The sequence below is a fragment of the Streptomyces sp. NPDC046805 genome, from assembly GCF_040645355.1.
Taxonomy (GTDB): Bacteria; Actinomycetota; Actinomycetes; order Streptomycetales; family Streptomycetaceae; genus Streptomyces.
Genome location: NZ_JBEYYC010000038.1, coordinates 1 through 16571, shown reverse-complemented (window position 1 = coordinate 16571; position 16571 = coordinate 1). Strand labels below are relative to the sequence as shown.

Sequence of the window (16571 nt, the reverse complement as noted above, 5' to 3'; positions counted from 1 at the left end):
GGCTGGTGAACTGGATCTGGTGGGTTCTCATCATCTTCTGGACGGGCGGCTTCGCGTGGGCGACCGACAACGTCCGCACCGCGCTGCGCAATCGGCATGAGCGCAAGCTGCAGTTGCTGGAGGCGGAGAGGCAGGAGCGGCTGGCCGTGGAGACGGCGAACAAGCCGCCGGAGCCGGTGTGCGGCTGCACGCACCACCTCGCCAAGCACGACAAGCAGGGCCGCTGCCACGAGCGTGTCGAGGTGCCCACCGCCTGGGACGAGCACAAGAAGCCGCTGCGCTACGAGGCCGCCCAGTGCAACTGCCAGCAGTACGTGGGCCCGCAGCCCCTGTCGCAGGTGTTCGCGGAGAACCTGACGGACCGCATCTGACGGCCCGTCGACAGCGATCACCCTTCCGGCTTGCCGAGCCGTCCGTTCATTCCGCTTGCCCGCAAGGTCATCCGTCTCCGTGCGTTGGCGCCACAGAGTGGTCGCGGGCCGGTCAACTGCGTGTCATCGATGGAGATCTGACGGTGTGCGCTTAGGTGGCCTCGCCTGAATGTGTCCGATCTTGTGTCGGACACAGCGGAGATGGGAGGACCGGATGGTCTCAACAACAGTAGGCAGGAGCGCGGTGCTCGGAGCGGTCGCGCTGTCGCTCCTCGCGGTGCCGGCCCAGGCCGCGCCCGGGGCCGCGCACACCGCGACGGCCGCGGCGCTGCCGGCGCCCGACAAGGCGGGCCTGCGCGACGTGCTGCGCTCGGCGGTGGCACAGGGCGCGCCCGGCGCCATGGCGCGGATCGACGACCGCGGCAGCGTCTACAAGGCATGGCAGGGCGTCGCCGACCGAAGCACCCGGCGGGCCATCACCGCCGGCGACCGCTTCCGCGTCGGCAGCGTCACCAAGAGTTTCTCGGCCGTCGTCCTGCTCCAGCTCGCCGACGAGCACAAGCTCACCCTCGACGACCCGGTCAACCGCTATCTGCCGGGACTGCTCCCGGACGACCGGATCACCGTGCGGCACATCCTGAGCCACCGCAGCGGTCTGTACGACTACACGAACGACATGTTCGCCCACAGCGTGTCGGGCTTCGAGGCGGTGCGCAACAAGGTCTTCACCTACCGCCAGTTGGTGAAGCTCTCGCTCAAGAAACCGCGCACGAACGCGCCCGGTGTCGCCTACTCGTACTCCAACACCAACTTCGTCGTCGCCGGGATGCTCATCGAGAAGCTCACCGGCCACTCCGTGAGGACCGCGTACGAGAACCGCATCATCAAGCCGCTGGCGCTGGGCGACACCTTCTACGTGCACCCCGACACCAAGCTGCCGGGCCGGTACGCCCGCGGCTACCTGACCCCCGACAAGACCGGTGCCGCCCTGGTCGACGCGACCCGGCAGACGGTCTCCTGGGCCCAGAGCGCGGGCGCCATCATCTCCAGCACCCGGGACCTGAACGCGTTCTACTCCGCGCTGCTCGGCGGCCGGCTGCTCTCGTCCGCGCGGCTGGCGGAGATGGAGCACTGGACGAAGGTCAACAGCACGACGGCGTACGGTCTCGGGCTGCGCCGGCGCGACCTGTCCTGCGGTGTCTCGGTGTACGGCCACACGGGCACCGTCCAGGGCTACTACACCTACGCGTTCACCACGAAGGACGGCCGGCGCAGCCTCACCGCGGTCGCCACCACCTCCAACAACGCCACGGTGCTCAACACCATGGCCCGCGCGCTGGACTCGGCGTTCTGCGGCAAGCAGGCCAAGACCCGTCGGTCGGCCACTGTGGAGCGGAACGAGGACATCGCCCCGGGCGTCGTACGGCGCTGAGTCCCCGTAGGCGAACTCAGGCGACGAGGGGGGTGGCTCCCCCCTCACCGTCGCTTCAAGTCCTGGCCAAGCAAGGGCAGTTGATGGGTTCCCGCGTGTCGGGAGAGATGGTGTTGACCTGTGCCGTGTCCGCGCGACAGGGTGCGGGCGGTGCGGTTCTCAGCCCCGCACCGAAAGGGTGAACTGACTTGATCGGCATCCAGGACATCGAAGCCGCGGCGGAGCGCATCGCGGGCCACGTCGTCCGCACCCCGACCGTGCCGAGCCCCGGTCTGTCCGCGCTGCTCGGCGTCCCGGTCACCGCGAAGCTCGAACTCCTGCAGCGGACCGGCTCGTTCAAGGCGCGCGGCGCGACGGCGAAACTGCTGTCGCTGAGCGAGGCCGAGCGGGCGGCGGGCGTGGCGGCGATGAGTGGCGGCAACCACGGGGTGGCCGTCGCCGTGATGGCCGCCACGCTCGATGTGAAGGCGACCGTCGTCATGCCGCGTACGGCGCCCGCGCGCTCCATCGAGGCCGTGGAGGAGGCCGGGGCGCTGCTGCGGCTGACCGACGGCATGGACAGCGCCTTCGAGCTCGTGGCGCGGCTGCGGGACGAGGGGCAGACTCTGGTCCACCCGTTCGACGACCCCGCCCTGGTCGCCGCGCAGGGCACCGTGGGTCTCGAACTCTGCGACGATGCCGACGAGTTGACGGATGTCATCGTGAGCATCGGCGGTGGAGGCCTGATCGCCGGTGTGGCGGCCGCGTTGCGCGCCCGCCGCCCGGACGTCCGGGTGTGGGGCGTGGAGACGGAGGGCGCCCAGGCCATGTCCGAGGCGCTGGCGGCGGGCGGCCCGGTACCGGTCGCCCTGTCCTCCATCGTCACCACGCTGAGCGCGCCGTCCGTATCCCAGCTGACGTACGACCATGTGTCCGCCCTGGTCACGGAGGTCCTCGTGGTCCCCGACCGGGAGGCCGTGCGCGGCTGCCTCGACCTCGCCGACCACGCGAAGGTGTGGGCGGAGCCCGCCGCCGGCTGTCTGCTGCCCGCGGCCCGGCAGGTGCGGGAGCGGGTGGGCGACGGCGCCCGGATCGGGCTGGTGGTGTGCGGGGGCAACTCGACACCCCGGGACATCATGGGCTGGACGGAGCGGTTCGGGCTGCACTGATCGCCTCCGAGTTGCCGATCCGTTGAACACACCGCGTCGCGCCCCGCGTACTTCCTGGAAGGAAGAAACAGGCGTTTCGACGAGGGATGGCCATGACCAAGGCGCACGTCTCCGCACACGAGTTGGTCGCCGGAAGGTACCGGCTCCTCGAGGTCGCGAGCCGCGAGGTGAACCGGATCTGCTGGTACGCCGAGGACGTCGAGACGCAGCAGCCGCGCCTGGTGACCCGGATCGTGCTGCCGGAGCGAGCGGCGGACGAGAACGCGCGCCGGACCACCGATCGCGTCCTGCGCACGTCCGAGGTCATGAGCCTGCTCCGGCCCGGCCGGGTGGCCACGGTGCTCGACGCGATCGAGGAGACGGGCACGCTGTGGACGGTCGCCGACTGGATCGACGGTACGCCGCTGGGCGAACTGCTCGCCCAGCAGGGCGCGTTCAACCATGTGCGGGTGGCCCGGATCGGTCTGGAACTGCTCGACGTGCTGGAGGCCGCCCACGGTGAGGGCCTCACCCACGGCGAACTCAGCCCCGGCCAGGTGTTCGTACCCGACCGGGGCCCGGTCGTGGTCACGGGCTTCGGGCTGGCCGGGGCCACCCTCGCCCCCCGGATCACCGCACCGTCGTACGCCTCGCCCGAGCAGGCCCGCGACGAGCGCATCGGGCCGTCCGCGGACCTCTGGGCGCTGGGCGCGATCCTGTACACGCTGGTCGAGGGGCGGCCGCCGTTCCGCGACCGGGGCCGGCCCGAGACGACCCTGAAGGGCGTGGACCGGCTGCCGCTGCGCACCCCGCTGCGCGCCGGACCGCTGGCCCGGACCGTGCAGGGACTGCTGCGCAAGAACTCCAGGGAGCGGCTGACCCGGCCGGTGGTCCGTGACGCGCTCGGCCGCATTCTCACCGAGGACGACGCCGCGGGCCTGCGGACCAGCCCCGTGCCCCGGCTGCGCGTCGCCTACGCCGGCGCCCTGCGCACCGGCCGGGACTGGAGCACGCGCACCATGGTCGCCGGGACCGCGCTGGCCGTCGTCACCGTGTCGTTGGCGGTGCTCGCCGCGACCCAGATGCTGGCCCGTCCCGGCACCTCCGCGACCGGCGCGCCGCCCCGCACGTCCGCGGCGGCCACCCCGACCGGCGACGGCACCGACGGCAGCGCATCCCCGCCCCCGTCCTCCTCGGGCCTGCCGGCCGGCTTCCGCCGCTACACCGCGCCGGAGGGCTTCTCCGTCGCCCTCCCCGACGGCTGGGACCGGCGCGCCACGCGCGCGGACGGCCTCGCCTACCGCGTCACCTTCGGGCCCGACGGCGACGACGCACGCGCCCTCGCGGTCACCTACAGCGAACGCGTCGGCCCGGACCCGGTCGCCGTCTGGCGGGACGACGTCCAGCCGGACCTGGAACAGCTGGACGGCTTCCGGCGCATCGGCGACATCCGCGCGACCACGTACCAGGGGAACGCGGCCGCCGACATGTCGTGGGTTTCGGGATCGGGGGACGACCGCGTACGCACCTTCGGCCGCGGGTTCCTCATCGGCGGGCAGCGCGGCTACTCCCTGCGCTTCACGACCCCCGCCGACGCGTGGAACGACGCCGCCGGCAGGCTGGTGCTGAAGACCGTGCTTCAGACGTTCCGCGAACCGGCGCGCTGAGCGCGCACCGCGTTGTGCGCTCAGCGCGTGGTGCGGCGCCGGAACCACAGCGGCAGCAGGTACCAGCACAGCAGGTACCAGGCGACCACGGCCGCGACCAGCCAGGGCACGTAGCCGGCGTGGGTGGCCACCCGGAGGATCAGCAGGAGCGCGGCGGTCATGGTGGCGAGCAGCAGGATGAGGCCGACGAAGGTCATCCGGGACGCCAGGCGCACCGCACGGGGTTTCACGCGCCGCCCGGAGACCAGCCGGTGCAGGGACACCGGGCCGACGAGGGCCCCGGTCGCGGAGGCGCCCAGGACGACGGTCACGATGTAGATGACCTGGTCGCTGTGGGCGAGGTGGTCGTACTTCGGGGTGAAGACGACGGTGAGCAGGAAGCCGAACAGGATCTGGACGCCGGTCTGGGCGACGCGGACCTCCTGGATGAGCTCGCCCCACATGCGGTCGGCGCGCTCCTCCTCGGACTCGTCGCGCCCCGTCCGTCTCACCGGCTCCGTCATGCAGTGCGGATAACCCCCCGCCCGTTCGTTCAAACGGAGGGTGCCGCCAGGAGCGGCAGCGGCTGCCGCTCCTGGCGCCGTCCTGCCTACCAGCGGGTCTCGACCTGGTCCTTGATCCGGCGGTCGTAGAGGTCCCGGACGGCCGTCAGCGTCCGCTCGGACAGCTCCGTCAGGGTGGCGGTGGCCGCGTTGGCGCGGGCCTGCTCGGGACTCCGGGCGCCGGGGATCACGGTGGTCACGCCGGGCTGCTCGGTGATCCAGCGCAGGGCGAGCTGGGCCGGGGTGAAGCCCTCGGGGGCCAGGGCGGCGAACTCGGCGGCCGCCTCGACACCGGTCTCGTAGTCGACGCCGGAGAACGTCTCGCCCTGGTCGAAGGCCTCGCCGTGCCGGTTGAACGTGCGGTGGTCGTTGGCGGCGAACACCGTGTCCTTGGTGTACTTGCCCGACAGCAGCCCCGACGCCAGCGGCACGCGCGCGATGATGCCGACGCCCGCCTCGCGGGCGGCCGGGAGCACCTCGCGCAGGGGCTTCATGCGGAACGGGTTGAGGATGATCTGCACGCTCGCCACGTTCGGCCGGGCGATCGCGGTCAGCGCCTCGGCGCAGGTCTCCACGCTGACGCCGTACGCCGCGACGCGCTCCTCCTCGACCAGGGTGTCCAGGGCGTCGAAGACCTCGTCGGAGGAGTAGACGGGCGTGGGCGGGCAGTGCAGCTGGACCAGGTCGATGCGGTCGACGCCGAGGTTGCGGCGGGAACGGTCGTTCCAGGCGCGGAAGTTGTCGAGGACGTAGTTCTCCGGGATCTGGTCGACCCGGCGTCCCATTTTCGTCGCCACGAACACGTCGAGATCCGGCCTGCCCCGCAGGAAGGCGGCGATGGTCTGCTCGCTGTGCCCGTCGCCGTACACGTCGGCCGTGTCGAAGAAGGTCACGCCGGACTCTGCCGCCGCCTCCAGCACGGCGAGGGCCTCCTTCTCCTCCACGTCGCCCCAGTCGGCGCCCAGCTGCCATGTGCCGAGCCCGACGACCGACGCCAGCTGACCCGACCTGCCGATTACACGTTCTTCCATGCCGCCAGTCTGTCATCCGGCGTGCATGACCTGTGCGGACGGGGCCTGTGCGGGTCGGGGCCCGGTCGGCGGCTCAGGGTGCGGGCGTCAACTGCGCCTGGACGACCGTTCCGTACCCCTCGACGATGTCGTCGACCTCGGCCGCGCGCAGCCGAGGGCCGCGTGCGATGCCGTACATGACGCCGAGGCCGACGAGGGTGGCGACGGCGAGCTCGGCGCGCAGTCCCGCGTCGGGACCGGTGAGCCGGTCGGCGAGGCGGTCGGTCACCTCGGCGCGGAAGTTCGCGCGCAGCACGTCGCCGTGATCGCCGTGCAGCGGCGCGAACGCGATGCGCAGCAGCGGGTCGGTGCCCCGCTCGCGCTGGCTCTGCAGCACGTGTCGCACCATGTGCCGGCCGAGTTCCGGCACGGGCGCGTCCAACAGGGCGGCCGCGTCGGCCTCGAAGGACATCACACGGGCGAACAGCGCGTCCTTGCTGCCGAAGTACTTCAGGATCAACGGCGGGCTGACTCCGGCGCGTTCGGCGACCGCCTTGAGGGTGATGTCGGCGTGCGCGTGCCGGGCCAGCAGATAGCGGGCCGCCTTGAGGATGGCCGCCTTGGTCGCCTCGGCGTCTCGGCGGGCGGGGATGGCGGCGGGCGCGGCGGGCTCCGCGGACACCTCGGCGTCGGGCCGGTCGCTCACCGCGCTCATGCGCGCTTCACCGCCTCGTCCCTGGCTCCGCGGGCGGTGCCGCGCGTCCCTCGGGCGCCGTCGGCGGGCGTCGCGTCACCCGGGATGGTCAGGGCGGCCGCGCAGGCGGCCAGGGCCACGGTGCCGGCCATCGCGAACGCCAGCAGGTAGCCGTGCAGGGTGGGCACCGGGGCGCCGCCGACCAGACTGCTGTGGTGCACGAGGACGGCGGCGACGGCCGCGCTGGAGGTGGCCTGGCCGATGGTGCGCATCAGGACGTTGACGCCGTTGGCGGACGCCGTCTGCGCGGCCGGTACGGCCCGCAGGATCAGGGTGGGCAGCGCCGAGTAGGCGAGCGTGGTGCCGATGGCGACCACCGTCGCCCCCAGGACGATCATCCACAGGTCCCGGCTGTCGCCGATCCGCACCACGTAGCCGCAGGCGATGACGGCGGCCCCGACCGCCAGGGTGATCCGCGGCCCGCGGGCCGCGGAGATGCGGGCCGAGACGGGCGAGAACAGCAGCATGGTGACGCCGCCGGGCAGCAGACACAGGCCGGTCGCGACGATCGACAGGCCGAGCCCGTACCCGGTGGCCTTGGGCGCCTGCACCAGTTGGGCCGTCACCAGGGAGTTGGCGTAGAAGGCGAACCCGGTCAGCAGGGCCGCCACATGGGAGAGGCCGACCCGCGGCCGCGCCACCAGGCGCAGATCGACCAGCGGCCGTTCCGCGCGCAGCTGCCACCACACCCACAGGGCCAGGACGACGACGGCGCCGAGGAACAGTCCCACGATCCGCGGGCTGCCCCACCCCCACTGCCCGCCCTGGGACACGCCCAGCAGCAGGCAGGTCAGCCCGACGGCCAGCCCGAGCGTGCCGAGGACGTCGAACCGGCCCGGCTCCCGCACCGGCGACTCCCTGACCGCCCACCACACCGCTGTCACGCCCAGCGCGCCAAGAGCACTGGTCAGCCAGAACATGGTGTGCCAGTCGGCGTACTGCACGACCAGCGCGGCGAGGGGCAGGCCGAGGGCCGCGCCGATGCCGACCGTGGAACTCATCAGCGCCACCGCCGAACCGCGCCGCTCGGGCGGCAGTTCGTCCCGCAGGATGCTGATGGACAGCGGTACGACGGAGGCCGCGGCGCCCTGCAGTGCGCGGGCCGCGATGAGCACCCCGATGTCGGAGGACAGCGCGCACATCACCGACCCCACGGTCATCAGCGCGAGCGCCGCCGTCAGCACCCGGCGTTTGCCGTACATGTCGCCGGCCCGGCCGAGCACCGGAGTGAGGACGGCACCGGCCAGCAGGGTCGCGGTGACCATCCAGGAGACCGCGCTCGCCGAGGCCCCGGTCAGCCGCGGCAGGTCCGGCAGCAGTGGTACGACCACGGTCTGCATGACGGCCATGAGGATGCCGCCCGACGCCAGCACCGGAATGGCCAGCCGGTCCCGCACGCGCGTCGCCCCGGCGGGCGTGCCGGAGGGCCGGGATATCGGGGCGGGCTGGTCCATCGGCACTCCATCGGATCGCACGAGGCAAAACATGGGTGAATACCCGTGCACCTTAGCCGGGTGAACGGGTATTCACCCGTCCTGGACTTCGTTCGACCGCGCGAAACCGCGAGTACGACCGCCTGATCAGGCCTCGGCCGTACGGCACTCCGGGTGGCCCCAGCCCTGTGCGTTCTTGGCGATGGACTCGCCGGCCGCGTAGGACCGGCCGCACACGCAGCGGCCGGGGAACTTCGCCTTGATCGTGCGGGCGGACGAGCCGCTCGCCTGACGGCGGGGCGCCTTGCGCCGCGGGGCGGCGGACGCCGGGGTGTCGGGCGAGGGCGGCGGCTCGGGCGAGCCGAGCGTGCTGCTCGCGGCCTCCTGGGCCGAGGCCGCCTGGCTGGCCGCGCGGTCGGCGAAGTCGTTCAGCGGATCACCGTCGACCTGGTGGGCGGCGACGTACCGGAACTCCACGGAGCGGCCGTCGAGCAGCCCGTCGATGCGCACGACGAGCTCCTGGTTGGCGACGGGCTTGCCGGCGGCGGTCTTCCAGCCGTTGCGCTTCCAGCCGGGCAGCCAGGTGGTGACGGCCTTCATCGCGTACTGGGAGTCCATCCGGATCTCCAGCGGAACCCCGGGGTCTGTCGACGCCAACAGACGTTCCAGCGCCGTCAGTTCGGCGACGTTGTTGGTCGCCCTGCCGAGCGGCCCCGCCTCCCAGCGGGCCGGCGTCCGCGCGTCGTCGGACACCACCCACGCCCAGCCCGCAGGTCCGGGGTTTCCCTTCGAAGCCCCGTCGCACGCGGCCACCACACGTTCACCCATGCGCACGATCATGCCATGCGCGGGAGGGCCGTCCCGCCGGGCCGGTCAGACGTCCGTGGTCGTCGGCATCTCGCCCTCGGTGGTGGTGACGTCGATCACCGAGAAGTTCGCGCCCTGCGGGTCGGTGAGCGCGGCGAACCGGCCGAAGGGGGTGGTCACAGGCCCGTACCGCAGGACGGCGCCGTCCTTGGTCGCCTTGGCCACCGCCTCGTCGCAGTCGTCGACGGTGAAGTACACGTTGATGTACGACGGCACCTCGGGCGGGAAGTCGTCGGTCATCTTCATCCGGCCGAGCACCGTGTCGTCCCCGACGTTGAAGATCCGGAAGTCGACCGCGTCGTCGTCCATCTGCTTCGCCGTGTACGGGAAGACCGCGGAGAAGAACGCGTCGGCCTTCTCGGGCTCGCGGGTGAACACCTCGGCCCAGCAGTACGCGCCGGGTGTCCCGGTGGTCTCGAAGCCCTCGTGGGTGCCGGCCTGCCAGACGCCGAACACGGCGCCGCTGGGCTCACGGGCCAGGCACATGGTGCCGAACTCGCCGACCTGCATCGGCTCCATGAGGACCTCGCCGCCGTTCTCACGGATCTTGGCGGCGGTGGCTGCGGCGTCCGGTGACGAGAAGTACAGACACCACTGCGCCGGGCCCTCCTGGCCGGGCATGGGCGGTACGACGGCGGCGACCGCCTTGCCCTCCGCGGAGGCCTGGGTGTAGTTGCCGTACTCGGGGGACGCCTTGCCGAAGGTCCAGCCGAGGACGTCGCCGTAGAAGCGCTTGGCTCCCTCGGCGTCGCTGAACATCGCATCGGCCCAGCAGGGGGTTCCTTCAGGTGGCACGGCCATGGTGCGGCCCTCCGTGAGAACGGACTCTCCGAAACATCACGCTAGTCATCCCGGCGTCGAGCCGCGCGCCGAACGCGCGAAACCCCGGACACTGGAGGGGGAGACCGGAAACCCGAGATCAAAGGCCCGACTCCGGACGGGCGGATGCGGGAGAACCATGGCGGCAGCGACAGGCGGAGCCGGGGCGACGGGGACCATGGGGGCGTGGTCGGTGACCGAGCCCGGTCCCGTCGAGGAGGACCCCCTCCGGTTCGTCGAGCGGCCGGTGCCCGAGCCAGCGGCCGACGAGCTGTTGGTGCATGTGCTCGCGTGCGGGGTGTGCCGTACCGATCTGCATGTCACCGAGGGAGATCTGCCGGTGCACCGACGCGGGGTCACGCCCGGGCACGAGGTGGTCGGCGTGGTCGCCGGGGCGGGGGCGGACGTCGAGGGCTTCAGGGTGGGCGACCGGGTCGGCGTTGCCTGGTTGCGGCGTACCGACGGCACCTGCGCCTACTGCGTGCGCGGTGCCGAGAACCTGTGTCCGGCGTCGCAGTACACCGGCTGGGACGCCGACGGCGGCTACGCGGAGTACACGACCGTCCCGGCCGCCTTCGCCTACCGGCTGCCGGAAGGCGTGGACGACGTGGCGCTGGCGCCGCTGCTGTGCGCCGGCATCATCGGCTACCGCGCGCTGCGGCGCACCTCGCTGCCGACGGGCGGCCGGCTCGGGCTGTACGGGTTCGGGGGCAGCGCCCACCTGTGCGCGCAGCTCGCCCTCGCCGAGGGCGCCACGGTGCACGTCCTGACGCGCGGCGAGGCCGCCCGGCAACTTGCGCTCGAACTGGGCGCGGCCTCGGCGCGCGACGCGTACGAGGCGCCACCGGAGCCGCTGGACGGCGCGATCATGTTCGCCCCGGTCGGCGATCTGGTGCCGGTCGCGCTGCGGGCGCTGGACCGGGGCGGGGTCCTGTCGGTGGCGGGTATCCACCTGAGCGACGTGCCGCCGCTGCACTACGAGACCGACCTCTTCTACGAGAAGGAACTGCGCAGCGTCACCTCCAACACCCGTGCGGACGGCCGCGAGTTTCTGGCGCTCGCCGCGCTGCACGGCGTGCGGGCGACGACGCACACGTATCCGATGTCGCAGGCGGCGCAGGCCCTGAAGGACCTGAAGGCCGGCCGCTTCGACGGTGCGGCGGTGCTGGTCAACGATCTTTCCTGAGCCCAAACGCCCGGGAGTGCGGGCGCGGGAGCACAAGACCAGCGCGTGATCACGCACTGCCTCGCTCTCCCCTCCCGATCACGGGTTTGTCCCCCTAGAGCGCGAAACCGCCCCCTTCGCGCCGTACCCCGCTTTCGTCACGGCTGTTTGGCTTGTCCCAGCGCACACCTCGTCCATCACCGATCGATCCGGTCACCCCTGTTCTCCTCCCGGGAGGGAATGTGTCCACACCGGACAGTGCCACCGGTTCCACCGTCGACGACCCCGCACCCCTGTCCGACGGGCAGCTCACCAGTCTCGGCACGCGCGCGGCACGCCAGCTCGCCACCACCGCCAAGTCCGAACCGCAGATGCAGGCCATCAGCTCCCGATGGCTGCTGAAGACGCTGCCCTGGGTGGACGTCAAGGGCGGGACCTACCGGGTCAACCGGCGCCTGACGCTGCGCACCGGCCGCGGCCGGGTGCACTTCGAGCAGAACGGCGCCGACGACATCCGGGTCATCCCTGAGACGCTGACCGAGCTGACGGTGCTGCGCGGCTACTCCGACGCGGAGGTGCTGCGGGAGCTCGCCGGCCGGTTCCGGGTCCGTGAAGTGCGCGCCGGGCAGATCCTGTTCGAGGCCGGGCAGCCGGTCACGGAGGCGTACCTCGTCGTCCACGGCCGGTTCACGCGCTTCGCCGCCGGCAAGTACGGCGAGGAGGAGGTCATCGGGGTCGTCACCGACGGCGACCAGATGGGCGACGAGGCGGTCGGGCAGTCCGACCCGTTGTGGCCGGCCTCGGTGCGGGCGGAGACGGCGGGCATCGTGCTGGCGCTGCCCTGGGACGTGGTCGAGGAGTTGACCGATCGGGTGCCGTCCCTCGCGGAGCATCTGCGGGCGTACGTCGAGCGGCAGAGCAAGCCGATGAACCGCAGGGGCGAGGCGGACGTCCCGGTGCAGGCCGGCCATGTGGGCGAGCAGACGCTCCCGGGCGGCTTCGTCGACTACGAACTCGCCCCGCGCGAGTACGAGTTGTCGCTCACCCAGACCGTGCTGCGGGTGCACACCAGGGTCGCCGACCTCTACAACGACCCGATGAACCAGACGGAGCAGCAACTCCGGCTCACCGTCGAGGAGATCCGTGAGCGCCAGGAGTGGGAGCTGGTGAACAACCGGGAGTTCGGGCTGCTGCACAACGTGGACTACGGCCAGCGCATCAGCACGTTCACCGGACCGCCCACGCCGGACGACCTGGACGAGCTGCTCGCCATGCGCCGCAAGACCCGGCTGCTGCTGGCCCATCCGAAGGCGATCGCGGCGTTCTTCCGGCAGTGCAACAAGCGCGGCCTGGTGCCCGGCACCGCGACCGTCGACGGGCACGAGATCCCCGCCTGGCGCGGCGTCCCGCTCTACCCGTGCAGCAAGATCCCGATCACCCGGGACCACACCAGCAGCATCCTGGCGCTGCGCACCGGAGAGGCCGACCAGGGTGTCATCGGCCTCTACCAGACCGGTATCCCGGAGGAGCACCAGCCCGGGCTGAACGTGCGCTTCATGGGCATCGACACCGCCGCGATCGTCAACTACCTCGTCACCGCCTACTACTCGCTGGCCATCCTGGTCCCCGACGCGGCGGGGATCCTCGAGAACGTCCAGCTCGGCCGGACGGCCGACTGACGCTGTGGAGCAACCGGAGCACCCCATGAGCGCACCCCCCACCCCGTCCTACACACTGCCCGGCCCGCCGAACCTCGCCCGCTCCCTGCGTCCGCGGCGGCGCACCGGGGCGATCCCCGGGCTCCTGTACCGGCCCGCCGTTCCCGCCGACCCGGAGAAGGTGCACGAGGTCGACCTCAGGGTCGAGGCGTGGGCCCGCGAGCTCGACCTGTTCCCGGCCGCCTGGCAGGGGGACTTCGCGGGATTCCAGTTCGGCCGGGCCGTGGTGCTCCAGCATCCGGGCGCGCTCGACCTGGAGCGCCTCACCGTCGCCGGGAAGCTGCTGCTGGCCGAGAACGTCGTCGACTCCTGCTACTGCGAGGAGGACGAGGGCCGGGGCGGGGCACGCCGGGGCCTGGGCGGCCGACTGGTCATCGCCCAGTCGGCGCTCGACCCGTACCACGGCGTTGCGGAGCTGGAGGAGGAGTGGCGCGAGGGCATGGGGGCGGACGGCCCGGTGCGCTCGTACCACTGCGCGTTGCAGGACTTCGCCGCCTTCGCCACGCCCAGCCAGACCGACCGCTTCGTGCACGACATGGCCCGGCTGCACCTGGGGTATCTGGGCGAGGCCGCCTGGGCGGAGACCGGGTACGTGCCGAAGGTCTGGGAGTACCTGGTGATGCGGCAGTTCAACAACTTCCGCCCGTGTCTGTCGATCGTCGACGCCGTGGACGGCTACGAACTGCCCGAGCAGGTCTACGCCCGGCCCGAGCTCCAGCGGATCACCGCCCTGGCCTGCAACGCCACCACGATCGTCAACGACCTGTACTCGTTCACCAAGGAGCTGGCGAGCGACCCGACGCACCTCAATCTGCCGCAGGTCGTCGCCGCCGACGAGCGGTGCGGGCTGAAGGCCGCCTATCTGAAGTCCGTCGAGATCCACAACCGGATCATGGAGGCCTTCGAGGAGGAGTCGGCCGTCCTGTCCGCCACCTCGCCCCTCGTCGAGCGCTACGCCCGGGGTCTCGCCGCCTGGGTGTCCGGCAACCACGAGTGGCACGCCTCCAACACCCACCGCTACCACTTGCCCGACTACTGGTGAAAGACCCAGCTTCTCCGAAAAGCCGTCAGATGCACAACGAGGAGTCACCGTTGACCACCGCCCCCGTCGCCGCTCGGTCCACGACCGCACCGGTACCGACCCAGTCCACGTACCAGAACCGCGTCGCGGACTACTGGAACGCCGAGGAGAACCCGGTCAACCTCGAACTCGGAAGGATCGACGACCTCTACCACCACCACTACGGCGTCGGAGAGGCCGACTGGTCGGTGCTCGACGAACCCGATCCCGCCCTGCGCCGCGAGCGGGTCACCGCCGAACTGCACCGCCTGGAGCACGCCCAGGCCGAGTTGCTCGCCTCGCACCTCGGCCCGCTCGCCCCCGCCGACCGCGTCTTCGACGCCGGCTGCGGGCGCGGCGGCGGCAGCGTGGTGGCGAACCTGCGGTACGGCTGCCATGCCGACGGCGTCACGATCTCCGCCAAGCAGGCCGACTTCGCCAACGAGACGGCACGCGGACGGGACATCGGCGACAAGGTGCGCTACCACCACCGCAACATGCTCGACACGGGCTTCAAGTCCGGTGCGTACGCGGCCTCGTGGAACAACGAGTCCACCATGTACGTCGAACTGGACCTGCTGTTCGCCGAGCACGCCCGGCTGCTGCGCCGCGGCGGCCGCTACGTGGTGATCACCGGCTGCTACAACGACACCTACGGGCAGGCCTCACGCGAGGTGTCGCTCATCAACGCGCACTACATCTGCGACATCCACCCCAGGTCGGAGTACTTCCGGGCCATGGCCCGCAACCGCCTGGTGCCCGTCCACGTGGAGGACCTCACCGAGGCCACCGTCCCGTACTGGGAGTTGCGCAAGCAGGCCGACCACCTGGTCACGGGCATCGAGGACACCTTCCTCACCGCCTACCGCAACGGCAGCTTCCAGTACCTGCTGATCGCGGCCGACCGCGTCTGAGCCCGGCCGGTGGAGACGGGGGCGGTGCCACTACGGCACCGCCCCCTCGCCGTGAAATCCACTCGACAGCAGGTACGTCGACCGCTGCAATGGCCCGCATGTGTGCCCTGAAGATGCGCCCGGACGAGGTGGAGATCGACGCCGCGCTCGTCCGCGGGCTGATCGCCGGACAGTTCCCCGCGTGGGGGTCGCTGCCCGTAAAGCGGCTGGAGTCCTCCGGAACCGAGAACGCCATGTTCCGCCTGGGCACGGACCTGGTGGTACGGATCCCCCGCCATCCCGGCGCCGTGGCGGACGTGGCCCACGAACAGCGCTGGCTGCCGCGGCTGGGGCCGCTGCTGCCGGTGGCGTCGCCCGAGCCGCTGGGGCGGGGCGAACCCGGCGAGGGCTTCCCGTGGCCCTGGTCCGTGTACCGGTGGCTGGACGGACGCAATCCGGTCGCCGGAGCCGTCGGGGAACCCGGGCAACTCGCGAAGGAACTGGGCTCGTTCGTCGGCGCCCTGCGCCGGATCGACGCACACGGCGGGCCGCCGGGCCACCGGGCCGTCCCCCTCGCCACCCGGGACGCGGAGACGCGCGAGGCCATCGCCCAGCTGGACGGACGGATCGACACAGCCGCGGTCACCGCCCTATGGGAGGACGCCCTGCACGCCCCGGAGCACACCGGCCCGCCCGTCTGGGCCCACGCCGACCTCTCCCCCGGCAATGTGCTGGTCACGGCGGGCCGCCTCGGCGCCGTCATCGACTTCGGCACCGTGGGCGTGGGCGATCCCGCCGTCGACCTGATCCCGGCCTGGAACCTGCTGCCCGCGCCGGCCAGGCACACCTTCCGGGAGGCCGTGGGCGCCGACGACGCGGAGTGGGCGCGCGGCCGGGGCTGGGCGCTGTCGATCTCGCTCATCCAGCTGCCGTACTACTGGCGGACCAATCCGCCGCTGGCCGAGAACTCACGGCATGTGATCGCCGCGATCCTGGCCGAGTGAGCTCTCACCCGCCCGCGTGCGCCGCCTCCAGTGCCGCGATGTCGAGCTTGCGCATCGCCATCATGGCCTGGGTGGTGCGCAGCGCCTTCTGGGGGTCCGAGTCGGCGATCAGGCGAAGGAGCCGGTCCGGGACGACCTGCCAGGACACGCCGTACTTGTCCTTGAGCCAGCCGCAGGGTCCGGGCTCGCCGCCGTTCTCGGTGAGCTTGGTCCAGTAGTAGTCGACCTCCGCCTGGTCCGCGCAGAGGATCTGGAAGGAGATGGCCTCGGTGAACGTGAACTGCGGGCCGCCGTTGAGCGCGACGAACTTCTGGCCGTTGGCCGTGAACTCGACGGTCAGCGCGGAACCGGGCGATCCGTGGGTGGCCTCGTTGTGGCGGGTGATCCGGCCCACGCTGGAGTTCTTGAAGACCGACACGTAGAAGTGGGCGGCTTCCTCGGCCTGGCCGTCGAACCAGAGACACGTGATGAATCCGTCGGTGGTCATGAGCGCCTCCTGGGGCTTCCTGGGCATGGAACGCGGTTTGTCTGTGCATCTGTACCGACTGGTCCACGCCGCGTATCTCATCGGTCGCACGCCCGGTTAATCCGAATGAGCGAGCCGCGCTCCGGAACTAGGGTCTTTCGTTTGGATCAGGCCGGATCAGGGAGCGGGGTCTGGTGCGTGCAGCTGCAAGGCGGAGGAGGGCGTCGACGCGATGGGGGTCCC

The 16571-nt window shown here is 71.6% G+C and carries 16 protein-coding genes; 9 read left to right on the top strand and 7 right to left on the bottom strand.

Annotated features, from left to right (window positions below):
* Positions 1-5 precede the first annotated feature (5 nt).
* The 4 genes from ABZ910_RS31380 to ABZ910_RS31365 all read left to right on the top strand — a co-directional run bounded on the left by ABZ910_RS31380 (position 6) and on the right by ABZ910_RS31365 (position 4597).
* On the top strand, positions 6-371 hold the full coding sequence (locus ABZ910_RS31380) for a hypothetical protein (protein ID WP_361371732.1): 366 nt from the start codon (positions 6-8) through the stop codon (positions 369-371).
* 214 nt (positions 372-585) lie between these two features.
* The gene (locus ABZ910_RS31375) at positions 586-1803 is read left to right on the top strand and encodes a serine hydrolase domain-containing protein (RefSeq protein ID WP_361371729.1); all 1218 of its coding nucleotides are present in this window, start codon (positions 586-588) and stop codon (positions 1801-1803) included.
* A gap of 188 nt (positions 1804-1991) precedes the next feature.
* Positions 1992-2951, top strand: a complete 960-nt coding sequence (locus ABZ910_RS31370; protein ID WP_361371726.1) for a threonine/serine dehydratase — start codon at positions 1992-1994, stop codon at positions 2949-2951.
* Positions 2952-3037: 86 nt separating this feature from the next.
* Positions 3038-4597, top strand: a complete 1560-nt coding sequence (locus ABZ910_RS31365) for a serine/threonine-protein kinase (protein WP_361371723.1) — start codon at positions 3038-3040, stop codon at positions 4595-4597.
* A gap of 20 nt (positions 4598-4617) precedes the next feature.
* Here ABZ910_RS31365 and ABZ910_RS31360 read toward each other — a convergent pair whose 3' ends face one another.
* From ABZ910_RS31360 to ABZ910_RS31335, 6 genes are all read right to left on the bottom strand, one after another.
* Complete coding sequence (locus tag ABZ910_RS31360; protein ID WP_361371720.1) at positions 4618-5100, bottom strand: DUF6328 family protein; 483 nt, start codon at positions 5098-5100, stop codon at positions 4618-4620.
* Positions 5101-5186: 86 nt separating this feature from the next.
* Positions 5187-6170: an aldo/keto reductase gene (locus ABZ910_RS31355; RefSeq protein WP_361371717.1), complete on the bottom strand. Its 984-nt coding sequence runs from the start codon at positions 6168-6170 to the stop codon at positions 5187-5189.
* A gap of 73 nt (positions 6171-6243) precedes the next feature.
* Positions 6244-6864 (bottom strand): TetR family transcriptional regulator, encoded by a 621-nt coding sequence (locus tag ABZ910_RS31350; protein ID WP_361371714.1) that lies wholly within the window; start codon positions 6862-6864, stop codon positions 6244-6246.
* Complete coding sequence (locus ABZ910_RS31345; RefSeq protein ID WP_361371712.1) at positions 6861-8357, bottom strand: MDR family MFS transporter; 1497 nt, start codon at positions 8355-8357, stop codon at positions 6861-6863. Before ABZ910_RS31345 ends, ABZ910_RS31350 begins: the two co-directional genes overlap by 4 nt.
* Positions 8358-8483: 126 nt before the next feature.
* Positions 8484-9176 (bottom strand): ribonuclease H, encoded by a 693-nt coding sequence (locus ABZ910_RS31340; protein WP_361371709.1) that lies wholly within the window; start codon positions 9174-9176, stop codon positions 8484-8486.
* 33 nt (positions 9177-9209) lie between these two features.
* The gene (locus ABZ910_RS31335) at positions 9210-10004 is read right to left on the bottom strand and encodes a VOC family protein (protein ID WP_361371707.1); all 795 of its coding nucleotides are present in this window, start codon (positions 10002-10004) and stop codon (positions 9210-9212) included.
* Positions 10005-10200: 196 nt separating this feature from the next.
* On the opposite strand from ABZ910_RS31335, the gene ABZ910_RS31330 reads away from it, so the two are divergent.
* The 5 genes from ABZ910_RS31330 (at position 10201) to ABZ910_RS31310 (ending at position 15862) form a co-directional block, all read left to right on the top strand.
* Positions 10201-11208, top strand: a complete 1008-nt coding sequence (locus ABZ910_RS31330) for a zinc-binding alcohol dehydrogenase family protein (protein WP_361371831.1) — start codon at positions 10201-10203, stop codon at positions 11206-11208.
* Positions 11209-11429: 221 nt separating this feature from the next.
* Entirely contained in the window at positions 11430-12866 is a 1437-nt protein-coding gene (locus tag ABZ910_RS31325) for a family 2B encapsulin nanocompartment shell protein (RefSeq protein ID WP_361371704.1), read from the top strand.
* A 25-nt stretch (positions 12867-12891) separates the two neighbouring features.
* On the top strand, positions 12892-13947 hold the full coding sequence (locus tag ABZ910_RS31320; protein WP_361371701.1) for a family 2 encapsulin nanocompartment cargo protein terpene cyclase: 1056 nt from the start codon (positions 12892-12894) through the stop codon (positions 13945-13947).
* 29 nt (positions 13948-13976) lie between these two features.
* Positions 13977-14879, top strand: coding sequence for a geranyl diphosphate 2-C-methyltransferase (locus tag ABZ910_RS31315; protein ID WP_361371698.1), 903 nt, complete (start codon positions 13977-13979; stop codon positions 14877-14879).
* A 98-nt stretch (positions 14880-14977) separates the two neighbouring features.
* Positions 14978-15862 carry an aminoglycoside phosphotransferase family protein gene (locus ABZ910_RS31310; RefSeq protein ID WP_361371695.1) on the top strand — a complete coding sequence of 295 codons (885 nt, stop codon included), beginning with the start codon at positions 14978-14980 and terminating at the stop codon, positions 15860-15862.
* Between the two features lie 4 nt (positions 15863-15866).
* On the opposite strand, the gene ABZ910_RS31305 is transcribed toward ABZ910_RS31310, so the two are convergent.
* Positions 15867-16349, bottom strand: coding sequence for a VOC family protein (locus ABZ910_RS31305; RefSeq protein ID WP_361371693.1), 483 nt, complete (start codon positions 16347-16349; stop codon positions 15867-15869).
* Between the last annotated feature and the right edge of the window lie 222 nt (positions 16350-16571).